Origin of the sequence: Klebsiella sp. BIGb0149, assembly GCF_004362605.1 — a bacterium.
GTDB lineage: Bacteria > Pseudomonadota > Gammaproteobacteria > Enterobacterales > Enterobacteriaceae > Klebsiella > Klebsiella terrigena.
In genome coordinates this window covers 389,828-406,607 of the sequence record NZ_SNYG01000005.1, presented here as the reverse complement: position 1 = coordinate 406,607, position 16,780 = coordinate 389,828, and the positions used below count along the sequence as shown (strand labels likewise).

The 16,780-nt window shown below is 56.0% G+C and carries 18 protein-coding genes and 1 pseudogene; 10 read left to right on the top strand and 9 right to left on the bottom strand.

The features are described 5' to 3' along the window. From EDF75_RS19220 to EDF75_RS19185, 8 genes are all read left to right on the top strand, one after another. Positions 1-780, top strand: coding sequence for a helix-turn-helix transcriptional regulator (locus EDF75_RS19220; protein ID WP_241722797.1), 780 nt, complete (start codon positions 1-3; stop codon positions 778-780). Between the two features lie 360 nt (positions 781-1,140). After that, positions 1,141-1,893: a FadR/GntR family transcriptional regulator gene (locus EDF75_RS19215; RefSeq protein ID WP_133600542.1), complete on the top strand. Its 753-nt coding sequence runs from the start codon at positions 1,141-1,143 to the stop codon at positions 1,891-1,893. Positions 1,894-1,907: 14 nt separating this feature from the next. Continuing rightward, positions 1,908-2,354: a ribose 5-phosphate isomerase B gene (gene rpiB, locus EDF75_RS19210; RefSeq protein WP_045857187.1), complete on the top strand. Its 447-nt coding sequence runs from the start codon at positions 1,908-1,910 to the stop codon at positions 2,352-2,354. A gap of 21 nt (positions 2,355-2,375) precedes the next feature. Further along, positions 2,376-3,284 carry an NAD(P)-dependent oxidoreductase gene (locus EDF75_RS19205; RefSeq protein ID WP_133600541.1) on the top strand — a complete coding sequence of 303 codons (909 nt, stop codon included), beginning with the start codon at positions 2,376-2,378 and terminating at the stop codon, positions 3,282-3,284. Positions 3,285-3,298: 14 nt separating this feature from the next. Continuing rightward, on the top strand, positions 3,299-3,976 hold the full coding sequence (locus EDF75_RS19200) for an amino acid ABC transporter permease (RefSeq protein ID WP_123708752.1): 678 nt from the start codon (positions 3,299-3,301) through the stop codon (positions 3,974-3,976). A 12-nt stretch (positions 3,977-3,988) separates the two neighbouring features. Next, on the top strand, positions 3,989-4,681 hold the full coding sequence (locus EDF75_RS19195) for an amino acid ABC transporter permease (protein ID WP_133600540.1): 693 nt from the start codon (positions 3,989-3,991) through the stop codon (positions 4,679-4,681). A 10-nt stretch (positions 4,682-4,691) separates the two neighbouring features. Continuing rightward, positions 4,692-5,417, top strand: coding sequence for an amino acid ABC transporter ATP-binding protein (locus EDF75_RS19190; protein WP_045857196.1), 726 nt, complete (start codon positions 4,692-4,694; stop codon positions 5,415-5,417). A 42-nt stretch (positions 5,418-5,459) separates the two neighbouring features. Next, positions 5,460-6,257 carry a transporter substrate-binding domain-containing protein gene (locus EDF75_RS19185; protein WP_133600539.1) on the top strand — a complete coding sequence of 266 codons (798 nt, stop codon included), beginning with the start codon at positions 5,460-5,462 and terminating at the stop codon, positions 6,255-6,257. A gap of 26 nt (positions 6,258-6,283) precedes the next feature. Here EDF75_RS19185 and EDF75_RS19180 read toward each other — a convergent pair whose 3' ends face one another. The 5 genes from EDF75_RS19180 to leuC all read right to left on the bottom strand — a co-directional run bounded on the left by EDF75_RS19180 (position 6,284) and on the right by leuC (position 11,222). Beyond that, a complete protein-coding gene (locus EDF75_RS19180) occupies positions 6,284-7,264 on the bottom strand; it encodes a LysR substrate-binding domain-containing protein (RefSeq protein ID WP_133600538.1) in 981 nt (326 codons plus the stop codon). A gap of 65 nt (positions 7,265-7,329) precedes the next feature. Further along, the gene (locus EDF75_RS19175; protein WP_133600537.1) at positions 7,330-8,253 is read right to left on the bottom strand and encodes an alpha/beta fold hydrolase; all 924 of its coding nucleotides are present in this window, start codon (positions 8,251-8,253) and stop codon (positions 7,330-7,332) included. Positions 8,254-8,276: 23 nt separating this feature from the next. Next, positions 8,277-9,152: a fumarylacetoacetate hydrolase family protein gene (locus tag EDF75_RS19170; RefSeq protein WP_133600536.1), complete on the bottom strand. Its 876-nt coding sequence runs from the start codon at positions 9,150-9,152 to the stop codon at positions 8,277-8,279. A gap of 36 nt (positions 9,153-9,188) precedes the next feature. Next, positions 9,189-9,797 carry a 3-isopropylmalate dehydratase small subunit gene (gene leuD / locus EDF75_RS19165; protein ID WP_133600535.1) on the bottom strand — a complete coding sequence of 203 codons (609 nt, stop codon included), beginning with the start codon at positions 9,795-9,797 and terminating at the stop codon, positions 9,189-9,191. Between the two features lie 3 nt (positions 9,798-9,800). Further along, positions 9,801-11,222: a 3-isopropylmalate dehydratase large subunit gene (gene leuC / locus EDF75_RS19160; RefSeq protein ID WP_133600534.1), complete on the bottom strand. Its 1,422-nt coding sequence runs from the start codon at positions 11,220-11,222 to the stop codon at positions 9,801-9,803. A 464-nt stretch (positions 11,223-11,686) separates the two neighbouring features. Between leuC and EDF75_RS19155 the strand changes: the two genes are divergently transcribed. After that, a complete protein-coding gene (locus EDF75_RS19155) occupies positions 11,687-12,937 on the top strand; it encodes an MFS transporter (protein WP_133600533.1) in 1,251 nt (416 codons plus the stop codon). An 81-nt stretch (positions 12,938-13,018) separates the two neighbouring features. Here EDF75_RS19155 and bla read toward each other — a convergent pair. The 4 genes and pseudogenes from bla to EDF75_RS19140 form a co-directional block, all read right to left on the bottom strand. After that, a pseudogene (gene bla / locus EDF75_RS19150) lies at positions 13,019-13,780 on the bottom strand (subclass B3 metallo-beta-lactamase); the annotation flags it as partial. Between the two features lie 107 nt (positions 13,781-13,887). Beyond that, on the bottom strand, positions 13,888-14,175 hold the full coding sequence (locus tag EDF75_RS27660; RefSeq protein WP_463671438.1) for an E492 group microcin: 288 nt from the start codon (positions 14,173-14,175) through the stop codon (positions 13,888-13,890). After that, entirely contained in the window at positions 14,172-14,462 is a 291-nt protein-coding gene (locus EDF75_RS19145) for a hypothetical protein (protein WP_133600531.1), read from the bottom strand. The genes EDF75_RS27660 and EDF75_RS19145 overlap by 4 nt, the downstream gene beginning before the upstream one ends. Before the next feature lie 665 nt (positions 14,463-15,127). Beyond that, on the bottom strand, positions 15,128-15,949 hold the full coding sequence (locus tag EDF75_RS19140; protein WP_133600530.1) for a LysR family transcriptional regulator: 822 nt from the start codon (positions 15,947-15,949) through the stop codon (positions 15,128-15,130). Between the two features lie 96 nt (positions 15,950-16,045). On the opposite strand from EDF75_RS19140, the gene EDF75_RS19135 reads away from it, so the two are divergent. Beyond that, the gene (locus EDF75_RS19135) at positions 16,046-16,780 is read left to right on the top strand and encodes an SDR family oxidoreductase (RefSeq protein WP_133600529.1); all 735 of its coding nucleotides are present in this window, start codon (positions 16,046-16,048) and stop codon (positions 16,778-16,780) included.

Sequence of the window (16,780 nt, the reverse complement as noted above, 5' to 3'; positions counted from 1 at the left end):
ATGGCGGCGAATAGCGCGGCCTCTGAAAAATATCTTCACTCAGGTATGCTGACAGCGTGGTGGCAACAGGATGAAAAAATGCGGCGTGCAGACAGGTTGTTCCAGATTCTCCAGATACTCAGGCGTTCGACGCTTCCGGTCACCGCGGCGAAACTGGCCGAAGAGCTTGAAGTCTCAAAGCGAACCATTTACCGGGATATGGCGGATCTCGCCGGGCAAAGGGTGCCGGTAGAAGGGGAGGCGGGGGCTGGCTATATTTTAAGTTCAGACTACAACATGCCTCTTTTGATGTTTACGGCCGAGGAGCTGGAAGCCATCTTTCTTGGCGCGGAACTGGTGCGGAGCTTACCGGATGCGACGCTGGCGAATAACGCCAGCGACGTGCTGGCAAAAATCGCCTCGGTAGTTCCCGCGCGGCTGCTCGGTTGTTTATCTTATTCGGCAGTAGGGATAAAGCCGGATGAGTCTGACAGGTTCAAACCCGATACGCGGAATATACGCATCGCCATTCGGGAAGGAAAAAAGCTGTTGCTGGATTACTGCTCCAGCTCCGGTGACATCACTCAAAGAACCGTTTGGCCGGTGGTGTTGGGCTATGACCAGAACTGCTGTCTCCTCATTAGCTGGTGCGAGCTACGCGGCGGCTTTCGTCACTTCCGGGCTGAGCGCATACGCCAGGTGACGATATTGAATGAAGATATTGGCACCAGCAGGAGTGAGCTCAGGAACCGTTGGGAACGCTGGCGGGATAATGAGATGAGACAGCTCAATGCAGAGTAATGTACAGGCACCCCCGGCTATTCGAGGGTAGGAGGCTTACTCGCCGTCTGAAAAAATCAGGCCGACCTCCGTTCGCAAATATCTCTCATCCTTCCCGATAGGCCCGGGCGACGGCTCCGCCGAGCCCTTTTCCCGGTTCAGCTAAGTTTCGACGCACGCTATCTGCAGCCTCTCCGCTAGCTCTCCGCTTCTCCTCTGCCTGCCGCAACAGGGCCAACGTTCCCTGGCCCGTTCGCCTTTCTCCGCTCATTGCCGGTTACATCACAAAAACAATCGATCAATAAACGATCAATATCACGTTAATATTTCATCAACACATCTACCATTGGTATTACCACTACAGACCACTGGTGAGATCACATGGAAATCAGGCGTGAAAAGACAGAAACCGGCAGCGGCTACGACCGAGTTGTAAAATTTTTGCGGGATCAGCTACTCAACGGCGAACTGAAAGCCGGAGACAGCCTTCTGCCGGAGCGCGAGCTTTCGGCAAAGTTAGGCGTCAGTCGGCCGGTACTGCGCGAGGCGCTGCGGGCGCTCGCCATGGTCGGGGCGGTGGAGATCCGCCACGGCGTTGGTACCGTGATAACCAAACCTGATGTCTCCATTCTCGGTGAATTCTTTACTTTTGTACTTGCCCACCAGCCCAACGTGGTAGATGACGTCATGCAGGCACGAATCGCGATTGAGCGTCAGGCCGTTCGCTTAGCCTGTCGCCGCGCAACGCAAAGTGACTACGATCGCCTGGCCGCCTGTCTTGGCGAAATCATTGAGACCATTCGCACCCCGGAGCTCGGCGCCTTAGCGGATTTCAGGTTTCACGAAAGCATCGTCACCGCATCCGGTTCGCCCACGCTTATCAATATTTATCAGTCCATCAGCATGCTGATGCGCCGTTCACACCTTGACCGCCGCGAGCAGATCATTCAGGTCGAGGGTATTGAAGAGTTCCTCATTAACCATCACCGCGCCATTTTTTCCGCCATCGTCGAACGTGATGAAAATAAAGCCGATGAGTTACTTGGCCGCCACTTCGAGATTGGCTCAGATTTTCGCCGCCGCGCCACCATCCTCAAGGCCAGCAGCGGTTCATCGACCTTCACTACTCCGTAAAAGGAAAACAGCAGATGCAGATTGTGATTGGCAGTGACCACGCAGGATTTCACCTCAAGCAGGAGCTTAAGCAGTGGCTGCATCAGGCCGGATATCAGATTGACGATGTTGGCAGCCACGACCCCGAACCGGTTGATTTTCCGGATATCGCCCTGGCGTTATGCAGCAAGGTGCGCGGCAGCGCGGATCGGCGCGGCATTCTGGTCTGCGGCACCGGCGTCGGGGCGGTTATTGCCGCTAATAAAGTTAAAGGGATCCGCGCGGCGGTCTGCCACGACGTGCACTCCGCGCACCAGTCGGTGGAGCATGACGACGTCAACGTCATGTGCGTGGGGGCGCAAATTGTCGGGCCGTGGCTCGCTCGCGATCTGATTCTTGCCTTCCTCGAAGCGAAGTTTGTGCATGACGACGACTTTGTTCGTCGCGTCGCGAAGCTCGCTCAACTGGAACAACTTAACTAACCATCAACCTGGAGCATAACGATGAGTAACAGCACTTCCGGCATTGTCGGGTTTATTGGACTTGGCGTCATGGGCCGCGAGATGGCGCGTAATCTGGCACAGGCGGGCTTTACCGTTCGCGCGTTTGATGTTGTCGCCGCGGCAGGCGATGCGCTACGCCCGTACGGCGTGGACGTCGTCAGCGATCTTTCCAGCGCTATCATTGATGCCGATATCGTCATCTCCATGCTGCCCGACACCCCGCAGGTTGAAGAAATAGTGCGCGGCGCCGGCGGACTGCTGAGCAACCCGCCGCGTGGGAAACTGTTTGTTGATATGAGCACTATCGCACCCGCCGCGACGCGCCAGCTAAGCGAATCGCTGGCAACCATTGGCGTCACGATGCTGGATGCGCCGGTTTCCGGCGGCCCGGTTGGCGCAAAAAACGGCAATCTGACGATCATGGTGGGCGGCAGCGCCGAGGGTTTTGCCCAGGCAACGCCTTATTTGCGCGCCATGGGCACCACGCTCAATCACGTTGGCGCATCCGGCGCGGGGCAGACGGTAAAGCTATGTAACCAGCTGATTTGTGGCATCAACATCCAGGCAATTTGCGAAGCGTTAGCGCTGGCGCGCGCCTGGGATATCAATCTTCCGCAGATGCGCGAGGTGCTGATGGGCGGGTCGGCGGCATCCTGGATGCTCGACAAACTGGGTGGCGCAATGATTGAGGGTGACGTCTCCGCAGGATTTCGCATCGACCTGATGATGAAGGATCTGCGTCTTGTGCTGGAGGCCGCGCAGAAGCATCCGGTCCCGCTCCCCGCCACCGCGCTGGTCGCTTCACAGTATCAAAACGCGCAGGCCTATGGCGAAGGTGCCAACGGCAATCAGGCGCTCTTTAAAGTTTATGACCGCCTGACCGGCCAGCAAAACAGCGTAACAAAATAACCGGGGTTGACCTTATGATGCTCGATTTCACAGCAATTCTCGCGCAGTGGCAGCTTCTGTGGAGCGGCGCGCTACTCACCGCCAAACTGGCTTTGGTGACGACGTTAACCGGTTTTCTGATAGGCACGCTGTGCGCGGCGGCGCGTCGTTCGGAGTCGGTTTGGTTGGCGCGCCTGACGGGCGTTTATGTCGAGTCGATTCGCAATACGCCTTTTCTGGTGCAGATCTTCCTGGTCTATTTTGGTCTCTCCAGTCTGGGCTTCTCATTCAGCGCTTTCACGGTTTCAGTCATTGCGCTCACCATCAACGTCGGGGCGTATACGGCGGAGATTATGCGCGCCGGCTTCGAGTCGATTCACAAAGGCCAGTGGGAAGCCGCCGAAACGCTGGGGCTGAACCGCTGGCAGCAATACTGGCACGTGGCGCTGCGCCCGGCGATTGAGCGCGTTTACCCCTCGCTCACCAGCCAGTTTATTTTGCTGATGCTGGCATCGTCGGTGACATCGCAAATTTCCGCGGAAGAGCTCACGGCAACCGCCAATTTTATCCAGTCAGAAACCTATCGCCCCTTTGAAACGTTCTTCATCGTGGCCTGTATTTACATCGCGCTATCGCTGCTGATGCGGGTGATATTCTGGCTATTTGGTCAGGTAATTTTCCCGCGCCGCCGCCGTCTCGGCACGTCGATTTAAGGAGAGCCGTTGATGAATATTTCGCTTAACTTTGCTCATCTGCAGTTTCTGCTTGATGGCGCGCTGTGGACGGTGATTTTGTCGCTCATGGCCTTCGGCGGCGGCGGTCTGGTGGGGTTCCTTATTGCGCTGGGTCGCATTGCGCCAGTGAAGCCGCTGCGGCTTCTGGTTAGCGCGTGGGTGCAGCTGATTCAGGGCACGCCGCTGCTGATCATCATGTTTATGGTCTACTTCGGCCTGCCGCAACTCGGCTATTCGATTGCGCCTCTGCTGGCCGCCGGCATCTCTCTCACCATTTATGCCAGCGCCTATCTCGGTGAGATCTGGCGCGGCTGTATACAAGCGGTTCCGCGCGCGCAGTGGGAGGCGGCCGAATGCCTGGCGCTGTCGCGCACTCAGCGCATGTTCAAAGTGATTATGCCGCAGGCAATCAAGCTGGCAACGCCGCCTACCGTGGGATTCTCGGTGCAGATAATCAAAAACACCTCGTTGGCGTCGGTGGTGGGTTTTGTCGAGCTGGCGCGCGCTGGCCAGCTCATCAACAACTCGATTTTTCAGCCCTTCGTTATCTATCTGATCGTTGCCGGCATTTACTTCTGCCTGTGTTTTCCGGTTTCAGCGCTAAGCCGCCGGCTGGAGCGCGGAGCACCGCAGAAGCAGGCAAAGCGCCTGCAGGCCATGACGGCACGCGTTAACCGAGGATAAGGATAAAGTTATGTCAATCATTACCTTAAGCAACGTACAGAAGAGTTTTGGTCAAAATTCAGTGCTGAAAGACGTCTCGTTTTCCGTGAATCAGGGCCAGGTCGTGGCGCTGATTGGCGCCAGCGGCTCGGGCAAAAGCACGGCGCTGCGCTGTATCGATCGGTTAGAAACCATCAACGGCGGCAGCATCGAAGTATGCGGCTATAAAGTGGAGGATCCCAAAGTCGACCTGCGTAAGCTACGCCAGGACGTTGGCATTGTCTTTCAGAGCTACAACCTGTTTCCCCATCTCACCATTGAGCAGAACATTACGCTTGGTCCGGTGGCGGTGAAAAAAATGCCGAAGGCGGAAGCCAGAAGGCTGGCGCTCTCCGTTCTGGAGCAGGTCGGGCTCGCGGATAAAGTGGACAGCTACCCTGAGCAGCTCTCCGGCGGGCAGCAGCAGCGCGCCGCTATCGCCCGCTCTTTGGCGATGAAACCAAAAGTGATGCTTTTTGATGAAGTCACCTCGGCGCTGGATCCTAAATTAACCGGCGAAGTGCTGCGCGTGATTGAGCGGCTGGCGGGCAGCGGCATGACGATGATCATGGTGACGCATGAAATGAATTTCGCCCGCAAAGTCGCCGATAAAGTGATCTTTATGCATCAGGGAAAAGTGCATGAAAGCGGTAGCGCCGCCATTTTGAAAGCGCCGGAAACCGAGGCCTTAAAGGAGTTTATTGCCAACGATCTGTAATTCACCCGATACCCTGTACCCATCCTCATCAGGAGAATAATAATGAAATACGCAAAATCGATTGCTCTACTCGCCGGCATGGTAACCGCGCTCATCGTCCAGCCGGCCTCGGCAAATGCGCTGGAAGATATCCAACAGCGCGGCGAGCTGCGCGTTGCCACCGATATGTCACTGCCGCCTTCAGGCATGCTCGATGCGGCGATGAAACCGGTCGGCTCCGATGTCGAAACCGCTGAACTGCTGGCGAAGGATTGGGGCTTAAAGCTGAAGTTTATTGAAACAACCGGACCGACGCGTATTCCGAACCTGCAAACCGGTAAGGCAGATATCGTCATTTCAACCCTATCCGTCACGCCGCAGCGTGCGCAGGTGATTGATTTTACCCGCGCCTATGCCGGGCTGCGCTCCGTTATTGCCGCGCCTGCCGCCACCAAAGTCAGCGACTGGGCCGATTTAAAAGGGCACGCTATTACCGTTACGCGCGGCACCACTCAGGACTCAATGCTGAGTCAGGATGCGATGAAAAAGGGCTATAGCATCCAGCGCTATGATGATGACGCAACCTTAGTCACCGCCGCCGTTAGCGGTCAGGCTTATGCGGTCGCCACTTCCGCCACGCTGGTTAACCAGATTAAAAAACAGAATCCTAAATTAAGCTTTGAACCCAAATTAACCCTAACGGTATTTGATTTAGCTATCGGGGTTAAAAAAGGTGAGCCCGAGTTGAAAGAAAAATTAAATGAATGGATTGTCACCAATCTTAAAAATGGAAAACTAAATGCCATTTACGAAAAATACCACGGTGAAGCTATCCCGGCGGAAATAATAAACCGTAAATAGCTTATCGCGTCCCTGCCGGCCCTTCGTTAAACAAGCCGGCTCTCCCCATCCTCAGAGGTTATTTTTCCCCACAGCGCGTCGCCGACGGGAGGATTTTGCTGAAAATAGTCCATCAGGAAATCGATGCATACCTTCAGCTTTGCCGAACCCGAAGTGCGGTTGGAGTAAACCGCCCAGATGTTGGCGCTCTGATGCCACGGCGGGAGGATTTGCACCAGCTCGCCGCTCGCCAGATAGCGCTGAACCTCCCACAGGGAGCGAAGAATAATTCCGTGGCCGTTAAGCGCCCAGCTTAGCACCACGCTGCCGCTGTTGGAGGAGAGCTGGCTGCCGATATGCAGCTGCGTGCTGTCGCGTCCGTTGGTGAGCGGCCAGACGCCGAACTGCGCGCTACGCTCCTGGATAACCAGACACTTATGCTGCTTGAGATCGCTTATCTGAGCCGGCGTGCCGTGCCCGGCAAGATACTGCGGTGCGGCGCACAGCACCCGTCGATTGAGCGAGAGCCTGCGGGTAATGTAGAGATCTTTAATATCGTCGCCGACGTGGATCTCGAGATCCACCCCCTCTTCAATCAGGTCAACCACCCGGTCGGTCAGCGTGAGCTTAACGTTGAGCGCCGGGTAGCGCTCCGCCAGCGCGGAGAGCGCGTCCGCCATGTGCGTTGAACCGAACCCAAACGAGCAGCTAATGTGGATATTTCCCTCGATGGCGTCGCGCCAGGCGGCAAGCCCCGCAACGAACTCGCCCATGCTGTCCAGCACGGAGATCGCGCCGCTCAGCGCCTTGTGCCCGTCGGCGGTAAGCCGGATAGCGCGGGCGCTGCGATGGAACAGGCGCATGCCGAGGCTTTTTTCAAGCAGGCCGATACGCTTGCTAACGTAGGAGGGCGATAGCCCAAGCTCGGCCGCCGCGTTGGCAAAGCTCTCCTTGCGCACCACGGTCAGAAAAACGTTCAGATCTTCAATAAGCGGCCACTGCGCCCGCTGCTTGTCATGAGTGCTCATGTGCGTGCCATCCGGAGAATAAAAAAGGAGGCCCGCTATCGAGCCTCGTGGGTGGCGCGGAGCCTTCAGGAAAGGAAGGGCATGATGACCCTGAGCATCTCTTCCGGGCACTCCTCCTGAGGGCTGTGTCCGCAAGGCATCGGCACGCCGCTCACGTTCAACGCCTTTTCCTGCCACGTTGATGTTACATCATAAAGCTGGCCTACGGTGCCTTTTGCGCCCCACAGGGCCAAAAGCGGGCTGCTGATACGCAGGTGCTTATCGGCCTCATCGTCCGCCAGGTCTATCGTAGCCGCCGCCCGGTAATCTTCGCAAACCGCGCGCAGCGTTTCCGGGTTCTGATAGCAGCGCAGATACTCGGCAAACACCTCCGGCTCCGTGGCGCCTGGCGTTTTCAACTGGCCGTTGATGTGCTTTTGCAGGAAGAAGGCCGGATCGGAGGCCACCAGCTTCTCCGGCAGCGGCGCGGGCTGGATCAGGAAGAACCACCAGAAATAGCGCGTGGCAAACGCCTTATCCGTACGCTCATACATGGTGGCCGTTGGCGCAATATCAATAAAGACGCTGCGCTTAACCTGCTGCGGATAGTCCAGCGCCAGGCGATGCCCGACGCGAGCGCCGCGATCGTGGCCAACGAAGGCGAATCCGTCGTTAAAGCCCAGCCGCGCCATCAGCAAAACGATGTCCTTTGCCATCTCGCGCTTGGAGTAGGCGCGGTGCTCGGGGTCGCTCGGCGGCTTGCTGCTGTCACCGTATCCCCGAATATCGGGCATGATGACGGTAAAGTGCCGGGCAAGCGTGGGGGCAATCTTGCGCCAGGTGACGTGGTTTTGCGGGTGTCCGTGCAGCATCAGCACCGGCTCACCCTGGCCGCCAACCGCGGCGCGCAGGCGGATGCCGTTGCCCAGCTCAACGTCCAGCAGGCGAAAGCCGGGAATAAAGGCGGACTCGCCTTTATCCTTAATGCCTTCAGCGGTATCTATCATCATCAAGCTCCTTATGTTTTCTCCGCTCATGCCGGTCTCTCAACCGCCTGACGCGCCTCGCTTACCGTATTGCTCAGACGGCCAAGCCCCTCAATCTCCACCTCAATGCGGTCCCCCTGGCGTAAGAATAGCGGGGGAACGCGCTTTTTACCCACGCCGCCAGGCGATCCGGTAATGATCACATCTCCGGGCATCAGGCGGGTAAAAGCGCTGATGTAGCAAATAAGCTGGGCGATCTTATGTACCATATTGCGGGTGTTATCGTTCTGCACCATCTGCCCGTTCAGCCAGGTGTGGATGGCCAGCGCCTGCGGATCGACAATCTCATCCTGGGTGGTTAAGTAGGGGCCAAAAGAGCCGGTCTGCGGCCAGTTTTTACCGGCGGTATACCAGGTATGCTGCCAGTCGCGCACGGAGCCATCCATGTAGCAGCTGTAGCCTCCCACGTACTCCAGCGCCCGTTCGGCGCTCGCGTGAAAGCAGCTTTTACCGATAATCACCGCAAGCTCGCCCTCATAGTCAAACTCGGCGCTGGCCCCCGGTTTGAGCAGCGTGCCGTTGTGCCCGGTCTGCGAATCGGCAAAGCGAATAAACAGCGTGGGTTCGTTGTTCTTTTCGTCAAACTCAAGGCGCTTGTCGGCGTAGTTCATGCCCACGCAGATGATTTTGTTCGGATCTTCGATAACCGGAAGATAGCGAATCTCCTCCAGCGCGTAGTCCGGCGGCTGCTGTTCGTAGGCGGCGGCTTCGGCCAGAGCTTCGCCGGCCAGCAGGGATTTGATGGTCGGGTAGCGCGCGCCTATCCGTTTCCCCAGATCGATAACGCCGTTTTCGCTCCAGATGCCGTAGCTTTTATCGCGGCCATTCTTGCCGCCATGATGCATAAAACTGACCAGTTTCATAATGTTCTGCTCACTCCTCAGAGTCGTTCTTTCGTTCTACGCCACAAGCCACGGGTGGGTGGTGAAGTAGCGCTCCTCAAAGTCACGTATCTCCTGCTGATACTGCAACGTGTAGCTAATCGCATCGTGGCCTTGCAGCAGCATCTGTTTTTTCAGTTCATCCACGGCAAAGGAGAAGCCCGTTTCCCCGGCCTGAATGCGCTGCTGCTGCAAATCAACGGTGATGCGATTACCTGCCGGATCGCCTGCCGCCCGGGCCAGCAGGTCGATATCCGCTGCTGAAAGCGTCAGGGTCAGCACGCCGTTGCGCTGGCAGTTGTCGTTAAAAATACCGGCGAAGCTGGTGCCGATAAGCGCCCGAATACCGAGCTGGCGTAGCCCCCAAACCGCGTGTTCGCGGCTGGAGCCGCAGCCAAAGTTAGGGCCAACGATCAGAAACGTCGCGCCGCGCCACTCGGGGCGGTTGAGAATAAAGTCGGGGTTGGGCTCGCCGCTGTCTAACCATCGCTGGTCGTAAAAGGCGCCCTTATCCAGCCCGCTGCGATCGATGCCCTTAAGGAACTGCTTGGGCATGATGACGTCGGTATCAATGTTGGCCGCCATCATCGGTGCGGCGATGCCGGTAACGCTGTTGAAAGGTTCCATAGTCTATTGTTCCTGCTGCAAAAACTGGCGCACGTCGACCAGGTGACCGGCTACCGCGGCGGCGGCCACCATTGCCGGACTCATCAGATGGGTTCTTGCCCCCGCGCCCTGGCGACCGGCAAAGTTGCGGTTGGTGCTCGACGCGCAGCGATCGCCCGGCATCAGCACGTCCTCGTTCATCGCAAGGCACATGGAGCATCCGGACTGGCGCCACTCAAAGCCGGCGGCAATAAAGATTTTTGCCAGCCCTTCACGCTCGGCGCGGGCGCGTACCTGGGTTGAGCCTGGGACGATAATTCCCCTGACCCCCGGCGCAATTTTTCTATCGCGCAGCACCTGCGCGACGGCGCGTAGATCTTCTATACGTCCGTTGGTGCAGGAGCCGATAAAGGCGTGGGAGATAGGAATCCCGCTTATCGGCGTGCCGGGCTCAAGCCCCATGTAGGCCAGTGCGTGTTGCATGTCACGCCGCCTGGACGGGTCCTGCTCATCGGCAGGATTGGGAACGCGATCGGTAATACAGCCGCCCTGGTCAGGGCTGGTCCCCCAGGTGACGCGCGGCGTCAGGTTTGCGCAATCAAGCGCCACTTCTTTATCAAAGACCGCGCCTTCGTCGCTGCGCAGCGTGCGCCAGTGGGCCAGCGCCTGCTGCCACATTTTGCCCTGCGGCACGCGCGGCGCGGGCCTGATGTAGGCAAATACCTTCTCGTCCGGCGCCATAAACGCGCCGCGCGCCCCCGCTTCAACCGCCATATTGCAGACGGTCATGCGCCCTTCGACGCTCAGCGCATCAATCGCTTCGCCGCAAAACTCGATTGCGTAGCCCGTCGCGCCATCGGCGCCGATTTGGGCGATAAGCAGCATGACGATATCTTTTGCCGTCGCGGCAAACGGCAGCTCGCCGTCCACCCGGACGCGCAGCGTTTTCAGCTTTTTATAGGCCAGCGTTTGCGTCGCCAGCATATGCTCAATTTCAGAGGTGCCAATGCCGAAGCCGAATGCGCCAAAAGCGCCGTAGGTCGTGGTGTGGCTGTCACCGGCGGCGATCACCATGCCCGGCAGCACCATTCCCTGTTCATGGGCGACAACGTGTTCGATACCCTGGCGCTCATCCATCACGCCAAAAAGCTCGAGGCCAAAATCCCGGCTGTTCGATTCAAAATAGCGAACCTGGAGCTCACCGCCCGGATCGGTCATCTCGGTGGTGCGTTCGGGGCGCGTCGGGTTAACGTGATCGACGTTAAGTAAAATACTTTTGGGCTGCCAGACCTGGCGCTTCGCTTCGCGTAACCCGCTGAACGCCTGCGGGCTGGTATACTCGTTCAAAATAGAGCGATCGATATAAAGCAGCACATTACCCTGTTGGTCTAATTGTCGAATAATATGTGCGTCGATTATTTTATCGTACAGCGTTTTAGGTTTCATGGTTGGATCACCTTGCTTATATACAGCAATAATAAAAGGCGTTGCTCACGTCAGCAGAATATTAGCAACCACAGAGAAAAAGCTTAAGTAAAAGCATGAAGTACAACCATGAGGCTAAAGGACACGAAACGTGTTTTATGTAATTTAATGATATTAATAACCTTTTTATCTCTGCGTGGTTGGCTTATGGGCTATTTGCAAAAGTGTGATCGCGATAGCTTGAAAAGTGACAAAAAATAATAATGCAAGAGTTAATTTTCAGTCCGCTGCGCACAAGATCATTGGAAATAAATAAGATGCACGATTCATAATTCAATCTATTACGCCTGGTGAGTATCGCGAGATAATAATTAATGTATAAATTCCATGGTTATTTGAATGGACTACCTGATGGTGCGCTAACGCTTTTTGGCAGAACGCGCGCAGCGCAGAAATTATCTAAAGAAATAATGTGAGGAATAAAAATGAAGCCAGCACCGAATAACATCGGACTTAGACATTATTTACCCATACTGCTCACGCTGCCGCTGGCCGGGCTGGCGGAGCTTGCCTCTCTGTACTCTATCCAGGCGCTGCTGCCCAAGCTGGCGGAGGTTTACCATATTCCGCTTAATCAGGTTGGCCTGATCCTTTCTGCTGAGGTCGGCTGTCTGGCCCTGGCGATGCTGTTTACCGGCAGCCTTTCCGATCGCTTTGGACGCAAGCAAACTATCGTCGTTTCACTGCTGTTAGGCGGCATTTTGACGCTGATGTGCACTACCGTCAGCGCCTGGCCGGAGCTGGTGCTCTATCGCGCTCTGCTTGGCCTTGCCGTCAGCGGTATCACGGCGGCGGTCACCGTTTATATTTGCGAAGAGGTCTCTCCCGCTCTGGCGGGCGTCGTCACCGGCTATTTTATTTTTGGTAACTCGCTGGGCAGCATGTCCGGCAGGGTTTTCGCCACGCTGATGATGGAACAGGTTTCGCTGAACGTTATTTTCATGCTGTTTGGCGGCTTGCTGATCTTTATGGCGCTTTACGTCCTCTATTTCCTTCCGGCGTCGAAAAACTTTACCCCGAGCACCGCGCTAAACCTGACGCAGATGTTAAAAGGCGGTATTGAACATTTTAAAAACCGAAATATCTCCCTGGCCTACGTTATCGGCTTTATTCTCTTCGGCTCCTTTACCTCTATTTTTAACTTCGTCGCCTTCTATCTGCACCGCGAACCGTTCAATCTGTCATTTACCCATATCGGGCTGATCCCCGTAAGCTTCGCGCTAACCTTCTTCTCCGCGCCGACGACCGCCAGGCTGGCCGTGCGGTTCGGCGCCATGAATATGCTCAGCATGCTGCTGCTGGTGATGATTACCGGCGCGGCCATCAGCATTTTTGCCACCACCGCGGCGGTCTTTATTTTCGGGGTGGTTGTCCTCTCGGTGGCCTTCTTTACCTCGCACTCAACCATTCTCTCCTGGGTGAGCGGGCACGCCTCCCACGCTAAAGGACAGGCAACGGCATTTTATCTCTTCTGCTATTACGCGGGCGGCGCGGTGCTGGGCTACCTCAACGGCTTCGTCTTTGCCAAAGCGGGATGGAACGGGCTGGCGCTCGCCGTGATTTCCCTGCTGGCGATTGGGCTGCTGCTGAGCCGGATTCTGCATCGGCTGCCGAATAAGCAAAGAGCAGTGGAGGCGCGGGAGATGTTTAATATCGGGATCGACGCCGATCGTTAAGCACACCATCTGACCCGCCTCCGCGTTAAGTTCGGCGGCGGGCCGGATGTTTTAGCCGTAGAGAGCACGGCTCATCGTGACTTACCGGGCCGGGTGATTAAGCGCATCATTAAATTTTATTTCAGCTGCATCTACGACGCGTTTGAGCAGGCCAGGATCGATAAAGGCCCGCTTGTCGCCCTCTTTGACCCGCTCCTCGCGCAGCATAACCTGCGTCACCTCGGGGTGATTCGGCAGCACGATATCCGCGCTGAGGCCGCGCAGTCGCGCAAAGCTGCGCCGGTAGTCCGCCGCAATGCCGGGATAGGTACGGTTATTGATTAACGTATTGCCCGCCACGCTGATGCTGCAGGGGAAGACGACGTTGACCGGCTTTCCGGCAAGGGTTGAGCGCATAAGCCAGGTAGTGCAGCCTTTCGAATGACCCGCCGTCAGTACGGCCGTCAGCCTGATTTTTCCGAGCGTGACCGCATCGCCATCATGGAGCACGCGGTCCACCATGACGGGCGGGAAGGCGGCGTTGCCGTAGATGTTATCGCCTTCGTGCCGCCCCTTTTCCAGCGCGGACACGTCGCCTTCCATGGCGTAGAGACGCGCGCCGGTCGCTTTTTTCAGCGAGGCCAGGCCCGCGGCATGGTCAAAGTGCGCATGGCTGTTTATCAGCAGCTTGACGTCCTGCAGCGTGAACCCCAGCGCGCGGATATTTTTTCCGATCAGCGAAGCGTTCTGCTCCAGTCCTGGATCGAGCACGATCGCCTGTTGGCCTGAAACAATCAGCCATGACGTCAGGCCGTGGGTGCCGATATAAAAAATATTATCGGTCACGGGAAACGGTGCGACCGGCTGCGTCCAGTCCGCTGGCTGATGGCTGAAACCCCGGAAATCTCAAAAAATGCATGGAACTAAAACGGGTGTGCTTACACAGGCTCATCCTAATAAGCTTGCGTTTTTTAATTTGATGAATCGGGTGTTGAAAGTGACGCCGAAGGGGAAGGGCGACCGCCGCCGCTGCCATTCCATGTCGGCCCCATTGGGATCTTCGGAACTGGAACGTTAACCGGCATATGCGGCGAGGCCTGAATAGCGATTTCGGTTCCAATTCCCACGGCTAATGATACTGGTGTGGGTAATTTTGCTATTGTACTTATACTACCGACAATGAGCGGGATCGGATTATAAGAGCCGTTGCCGTCAGCCCCGTGAATAAATGATAATTCAACTTCCGTTAAGGCTCTCATTTAAATCTCTTCTTGCGAGATATGATATACAAAATAAACGAAAAAATAAACGCCAGCGGGAGGCCATAAATTGCTGTTGTTTTGACTGCGGGCGTATCCAGAAGTAGCGCCTGGCGCTGCAGACAGTAATCTAAAAAAACGGTAAGGGGAGATGTCAAGAACAGCACGACGATGTGATACGCGCGTAAGCCTTTTTTCTGTGCTTTTTTATAGACCGCACTGATAATCAGGATGAAAATGACGATAAGAATTATCTTCATGACAAAATTCAATTTGATTAGCTCCATTAATCATCATTTGCATTGGTTAGCCTGACAACTAACATAGGTTTACAGTATTTTAGATATGGCTGGATTACATTTATTATTCAATAACCACGGCATGGGAACAGTTCAATAATATTAGTGAAAAGATGATGTGCTATCCATACGAAAAGTATCCTTATATTCACCTTAATCTAAGTGATTCTTATTCACTTGGTGGATTAACAGTGCCATGTCCGTCGAAGATAGTCAAGGTTAATTCAACGTTAAAATTATAGTTATTATTTTTTTTGGAATCCATATAACTAAGATTACATGATTAAATGTGTCGTCTTTTTTATATGGAAAGAATGTATATGAATAATTAATGATTTGGAAAAGGTAAATCCGTAAAAATGGAAAGCTATGATGATCGTGGATGTAGCTACAAAAGCTAAAATACAAAATTCATTGAATACAAGTGACCCCACAGAGAGTCTGATGACGCCAATTCCGCCTCACCTGTACTATTGCTTGTCCAAATTCAGATAGCGTCTTGTATCGGTGGTGTCAGTTCAGGTTCAGCTCTCCTGAACTCAGCCTGGTTCCATCTTTAATCAATAAATTAATCTGTTAGTCGCCAACGTTCAGCGATTCTGATTCGCCGCCCCATCCAAACTGAATTATGCCACGGCGACGAATAAGCCGATCTACGGCCGGCTTATGTTATTCAGCAGCTGCTCCACGGCGGTTATCTCTGCCGCCTGCATGGCGTAGCAGATGCCGACCCGGCGCAGCAGCGGATAGCCGGGCAGCTGGCGCGAGCTCAGCTCGCAGCGCGATTCAACCAGCGACCGGGGGGCGATCGCCAGCCCGAACCCCGCCTCTACCAGATCCAGCGCCAGGCTAAAGCTTCCGGCGTTGGCGCTGGGGGCGCCGGCCGAGGCGCCGTAAAACGGCAGGAATCGCTGATGGGAGTCGTGAGCCGGATACATCACCCACGGCTGGCTGCAGAGCTGTTCCGACGTCAGCTCCGCCAGCTGGCCCAGCGGGTGAGCGGCGGGGTAGGCCAGCACGTAGCGCTCTTCGAACAGCGGCATAAAAAGCTCATCCTCACAGCGCAGGCTTTCGCAGCCGAGGCGAATATCGCCCGTGCAGCCCGGATCGAGCGTGACCAGCGTGTCCGGCATCTCAAGGCGGATCTTCTGCAGCAGCGGCTCGAGGCAGGGAGACGCGATATCCTGCTCAACGCCAATACTCAGCGGCAGCTTGTGCTGGCGCTTGCGAAAGCGGGTGCTTAGCGCGGCCATATCCTGGATCATCCGGCAGGCGTGAGGGTAGAGCGCCCTCGCGTCCTCGGTCACCTCCACCCCTCGCGGCTTGCGCACGAAAAGCCGCGTTCCCAGCTCCTCTTCCAGGGCCTTGATGGTGGCGGATAGCGCCGGCTGTGTCAGACTTAGCTGTTCGGCCGCGCGGGTAATATTTCGCTCTTCAAACACGCAGATGAAGGCGCCGAGCTGTCGTTTATCCATAGTTATTTTTTATGGCTGTGAGAAAAATAAACCATTTTTCACCATATCTATGCGGATTTAAAGTAGCGCCATCAATTTTATTTATGAGGTGACTCCATGAACGCTGCAGCAAAACCTTTAGTTGTGATTACCGGAGCAAGCTCCGGCATTGGCCTGGCGACCGCTAAACTGCTCTCAGAGCGCGGGCATGCGCTGTTACTGCTGGCCCGTCGCGTCGAGCGTATGACGGCGCTGAATCTGCCGAACGCCCTGTGCCGCGCGGTGGACGTCACCGACCGCCGGGCGGTCGCCGCGGCGATTGCCGAAGCGGAGCAGCAGTTTGGGCCGGTAGATGCGATGGTGAACAACGCCGGCGTGATGCTGCTGGGTAACATTGATCAGCAGGATCCCGATGAATGGGAGCAGATGCTGGACGTGAACGTCAAGGGCCTGCTGAACGGCGTTCACGCCGTCACCAAAGGGATGATTGAGCGCAAGGCCGGCACCATCATTAACATCAGCTCCATCGCCGGGCGTAAGACCTTCCCCAACCACGTGGTGTACGTCGGCACCAAGTTTGCCGTCCACGGCCTGTCGGAAAACCTGCGTGAAGAGCTGTCGCCGCACAACGTGCGGGTGGTGGTGATTGCGCCCGGCGCGGTCGAGACCGAGCTGCTGAGCCACACCTCCAGCGACGACATCAAGGCCGGTTACCAGGCGTGGAAGCAGGATATGGGCGGCAAAGTCCTCAGTCCGGAAGACGTCGCCCACGCTATCGCGTACGCCTACTCCCAGCCGCAGTACGTCTGCATTCGCGAAATTGTCCTCGCGGCAACCCGCCAGGGCGCGTAG

Bases quoted from the DNA above. Each gene is read 5' to 3' on its own strand.
- EDF75_RS19135 (WP_133600529.1), top strand. From the start codon at position 16,046: ATGAACGCTGCAGCAAAACCTTTAGTTGTGATTACCGGAGCAAGCTCC.
- EDF75_RS19205 (WP_133600541.1), top strand. From the start codon at position 2,376: ATGAGTAACAGCACTTCCGGCATTGTCGGGTTTATTGGACTTGGCGTC.
- EDF75_RS19185 (WP_133600539.1), top strand. From the start codon at position 5,460: ATGAAATACGCAAAATCGATTGCTCTACTCGCCGGCATGGTAACCGCG.
- EDF75_RS19215 (WP_133600542.1), top strand. From the start codon at position 1,141: ATGGAAATCAGGCGTGAAAAGACAGAAACCGGCAGCGGCTACGACCGA.
- EDF75_RS19145 (WP_133600531.1), bottom strand. From the start codon at position 14,462: ATGGAGCTAATCAAATTGAATTTTGTCATGAAGATAATTCTTATCGTC.
- EDF75_RS19155 (WP_133600533.1), top strand. From the start codon at position 11,687: ATGAAGCCAGCACCGAATAACATCGGACTTAGACATTATTTACCCATA.
- leuC (WP_133600534.1), bottom strand. From the start codon at position 11,222: ATGAAACCTAAAACGCTGTACGATAAAATAATCGACGCACATATTATT.
- EDF75_RS27660 (WP_463671438.1), bottom strand. From the start codon at position 14,175: ATGAGAGCCTTAACGGAAGTTGAATTATCATTTATTCACGGGGCTGAC.
- EDF75_RS19200 (WP_123708752.1), top strand. From the start codon at position 3,299: ATGATGCTCGATTTCACAGCAATTCTCGCGCAGTGGCAGCTTCTGTGG.
- EDF75_RS19175 (WP_133600537.1), bottom strand. From the start codon at position 8,253: ATGATGATAGATACCGCTGAAGGCATTAAGGATAAAGGCGAGTCCGCC.
- EDF75_RS19180 (WP_133600538.1), bottom strand. From the start codon at position 7,264: ATGAGCACTCATGACAAGCAGCGGGCGCAGTGGCCGCTTATTGAAGAT.
- EDF75_RS19140 (WP_133600530.1), bottom strand. From the start codon at position 15,949: ATGGATAAACGACAGCTCGGCGCCTTCATCTGCGTGTTTGAAGAGCGA.
- EDF75_RS19170 (WP_133600536.1), bottom strand. From the start codon at position 9,152: ATGAAACTGGTCAGTTTTATGCATCATGGCGGCAAGAATGGCCGCGAT.
- leuD (WP_133600535.1), bottom strand. From the start codon at position 9,797: ATGGAACCTTTCAACAGCGTTACCGGCATCGCCGCACCGATGATGGCG.
- EDF75_RS19190 (WP_045857196.1), top strand. From the start codon at position 4,692: ATGTCAATCATTACCTTAAGCAACGTACAGAAGAGTTTTGGTCAAAAT.
- rpiB (WP_045857187.1), top strand. From the start codon at position 1,908: ATGCAGATTGTGATTGGCAGTGACCACGCAGGATTTCACCTCAAGCAG.
- EDF75_RS19220 (WP_241722797.1), top strand. From the start codon at position 1: ATGGCGGCGAATAGCGCGGCCTCTGAAAAATATCTTCACTCAGGTATG.
- EDF75_RS19195 (WP_133600540.1), top strand. From the start codon at position 3,989: ATGAATATTTCGCTTAACTTTGCTCATCTGCAGTTTCTGCTTGATGGC.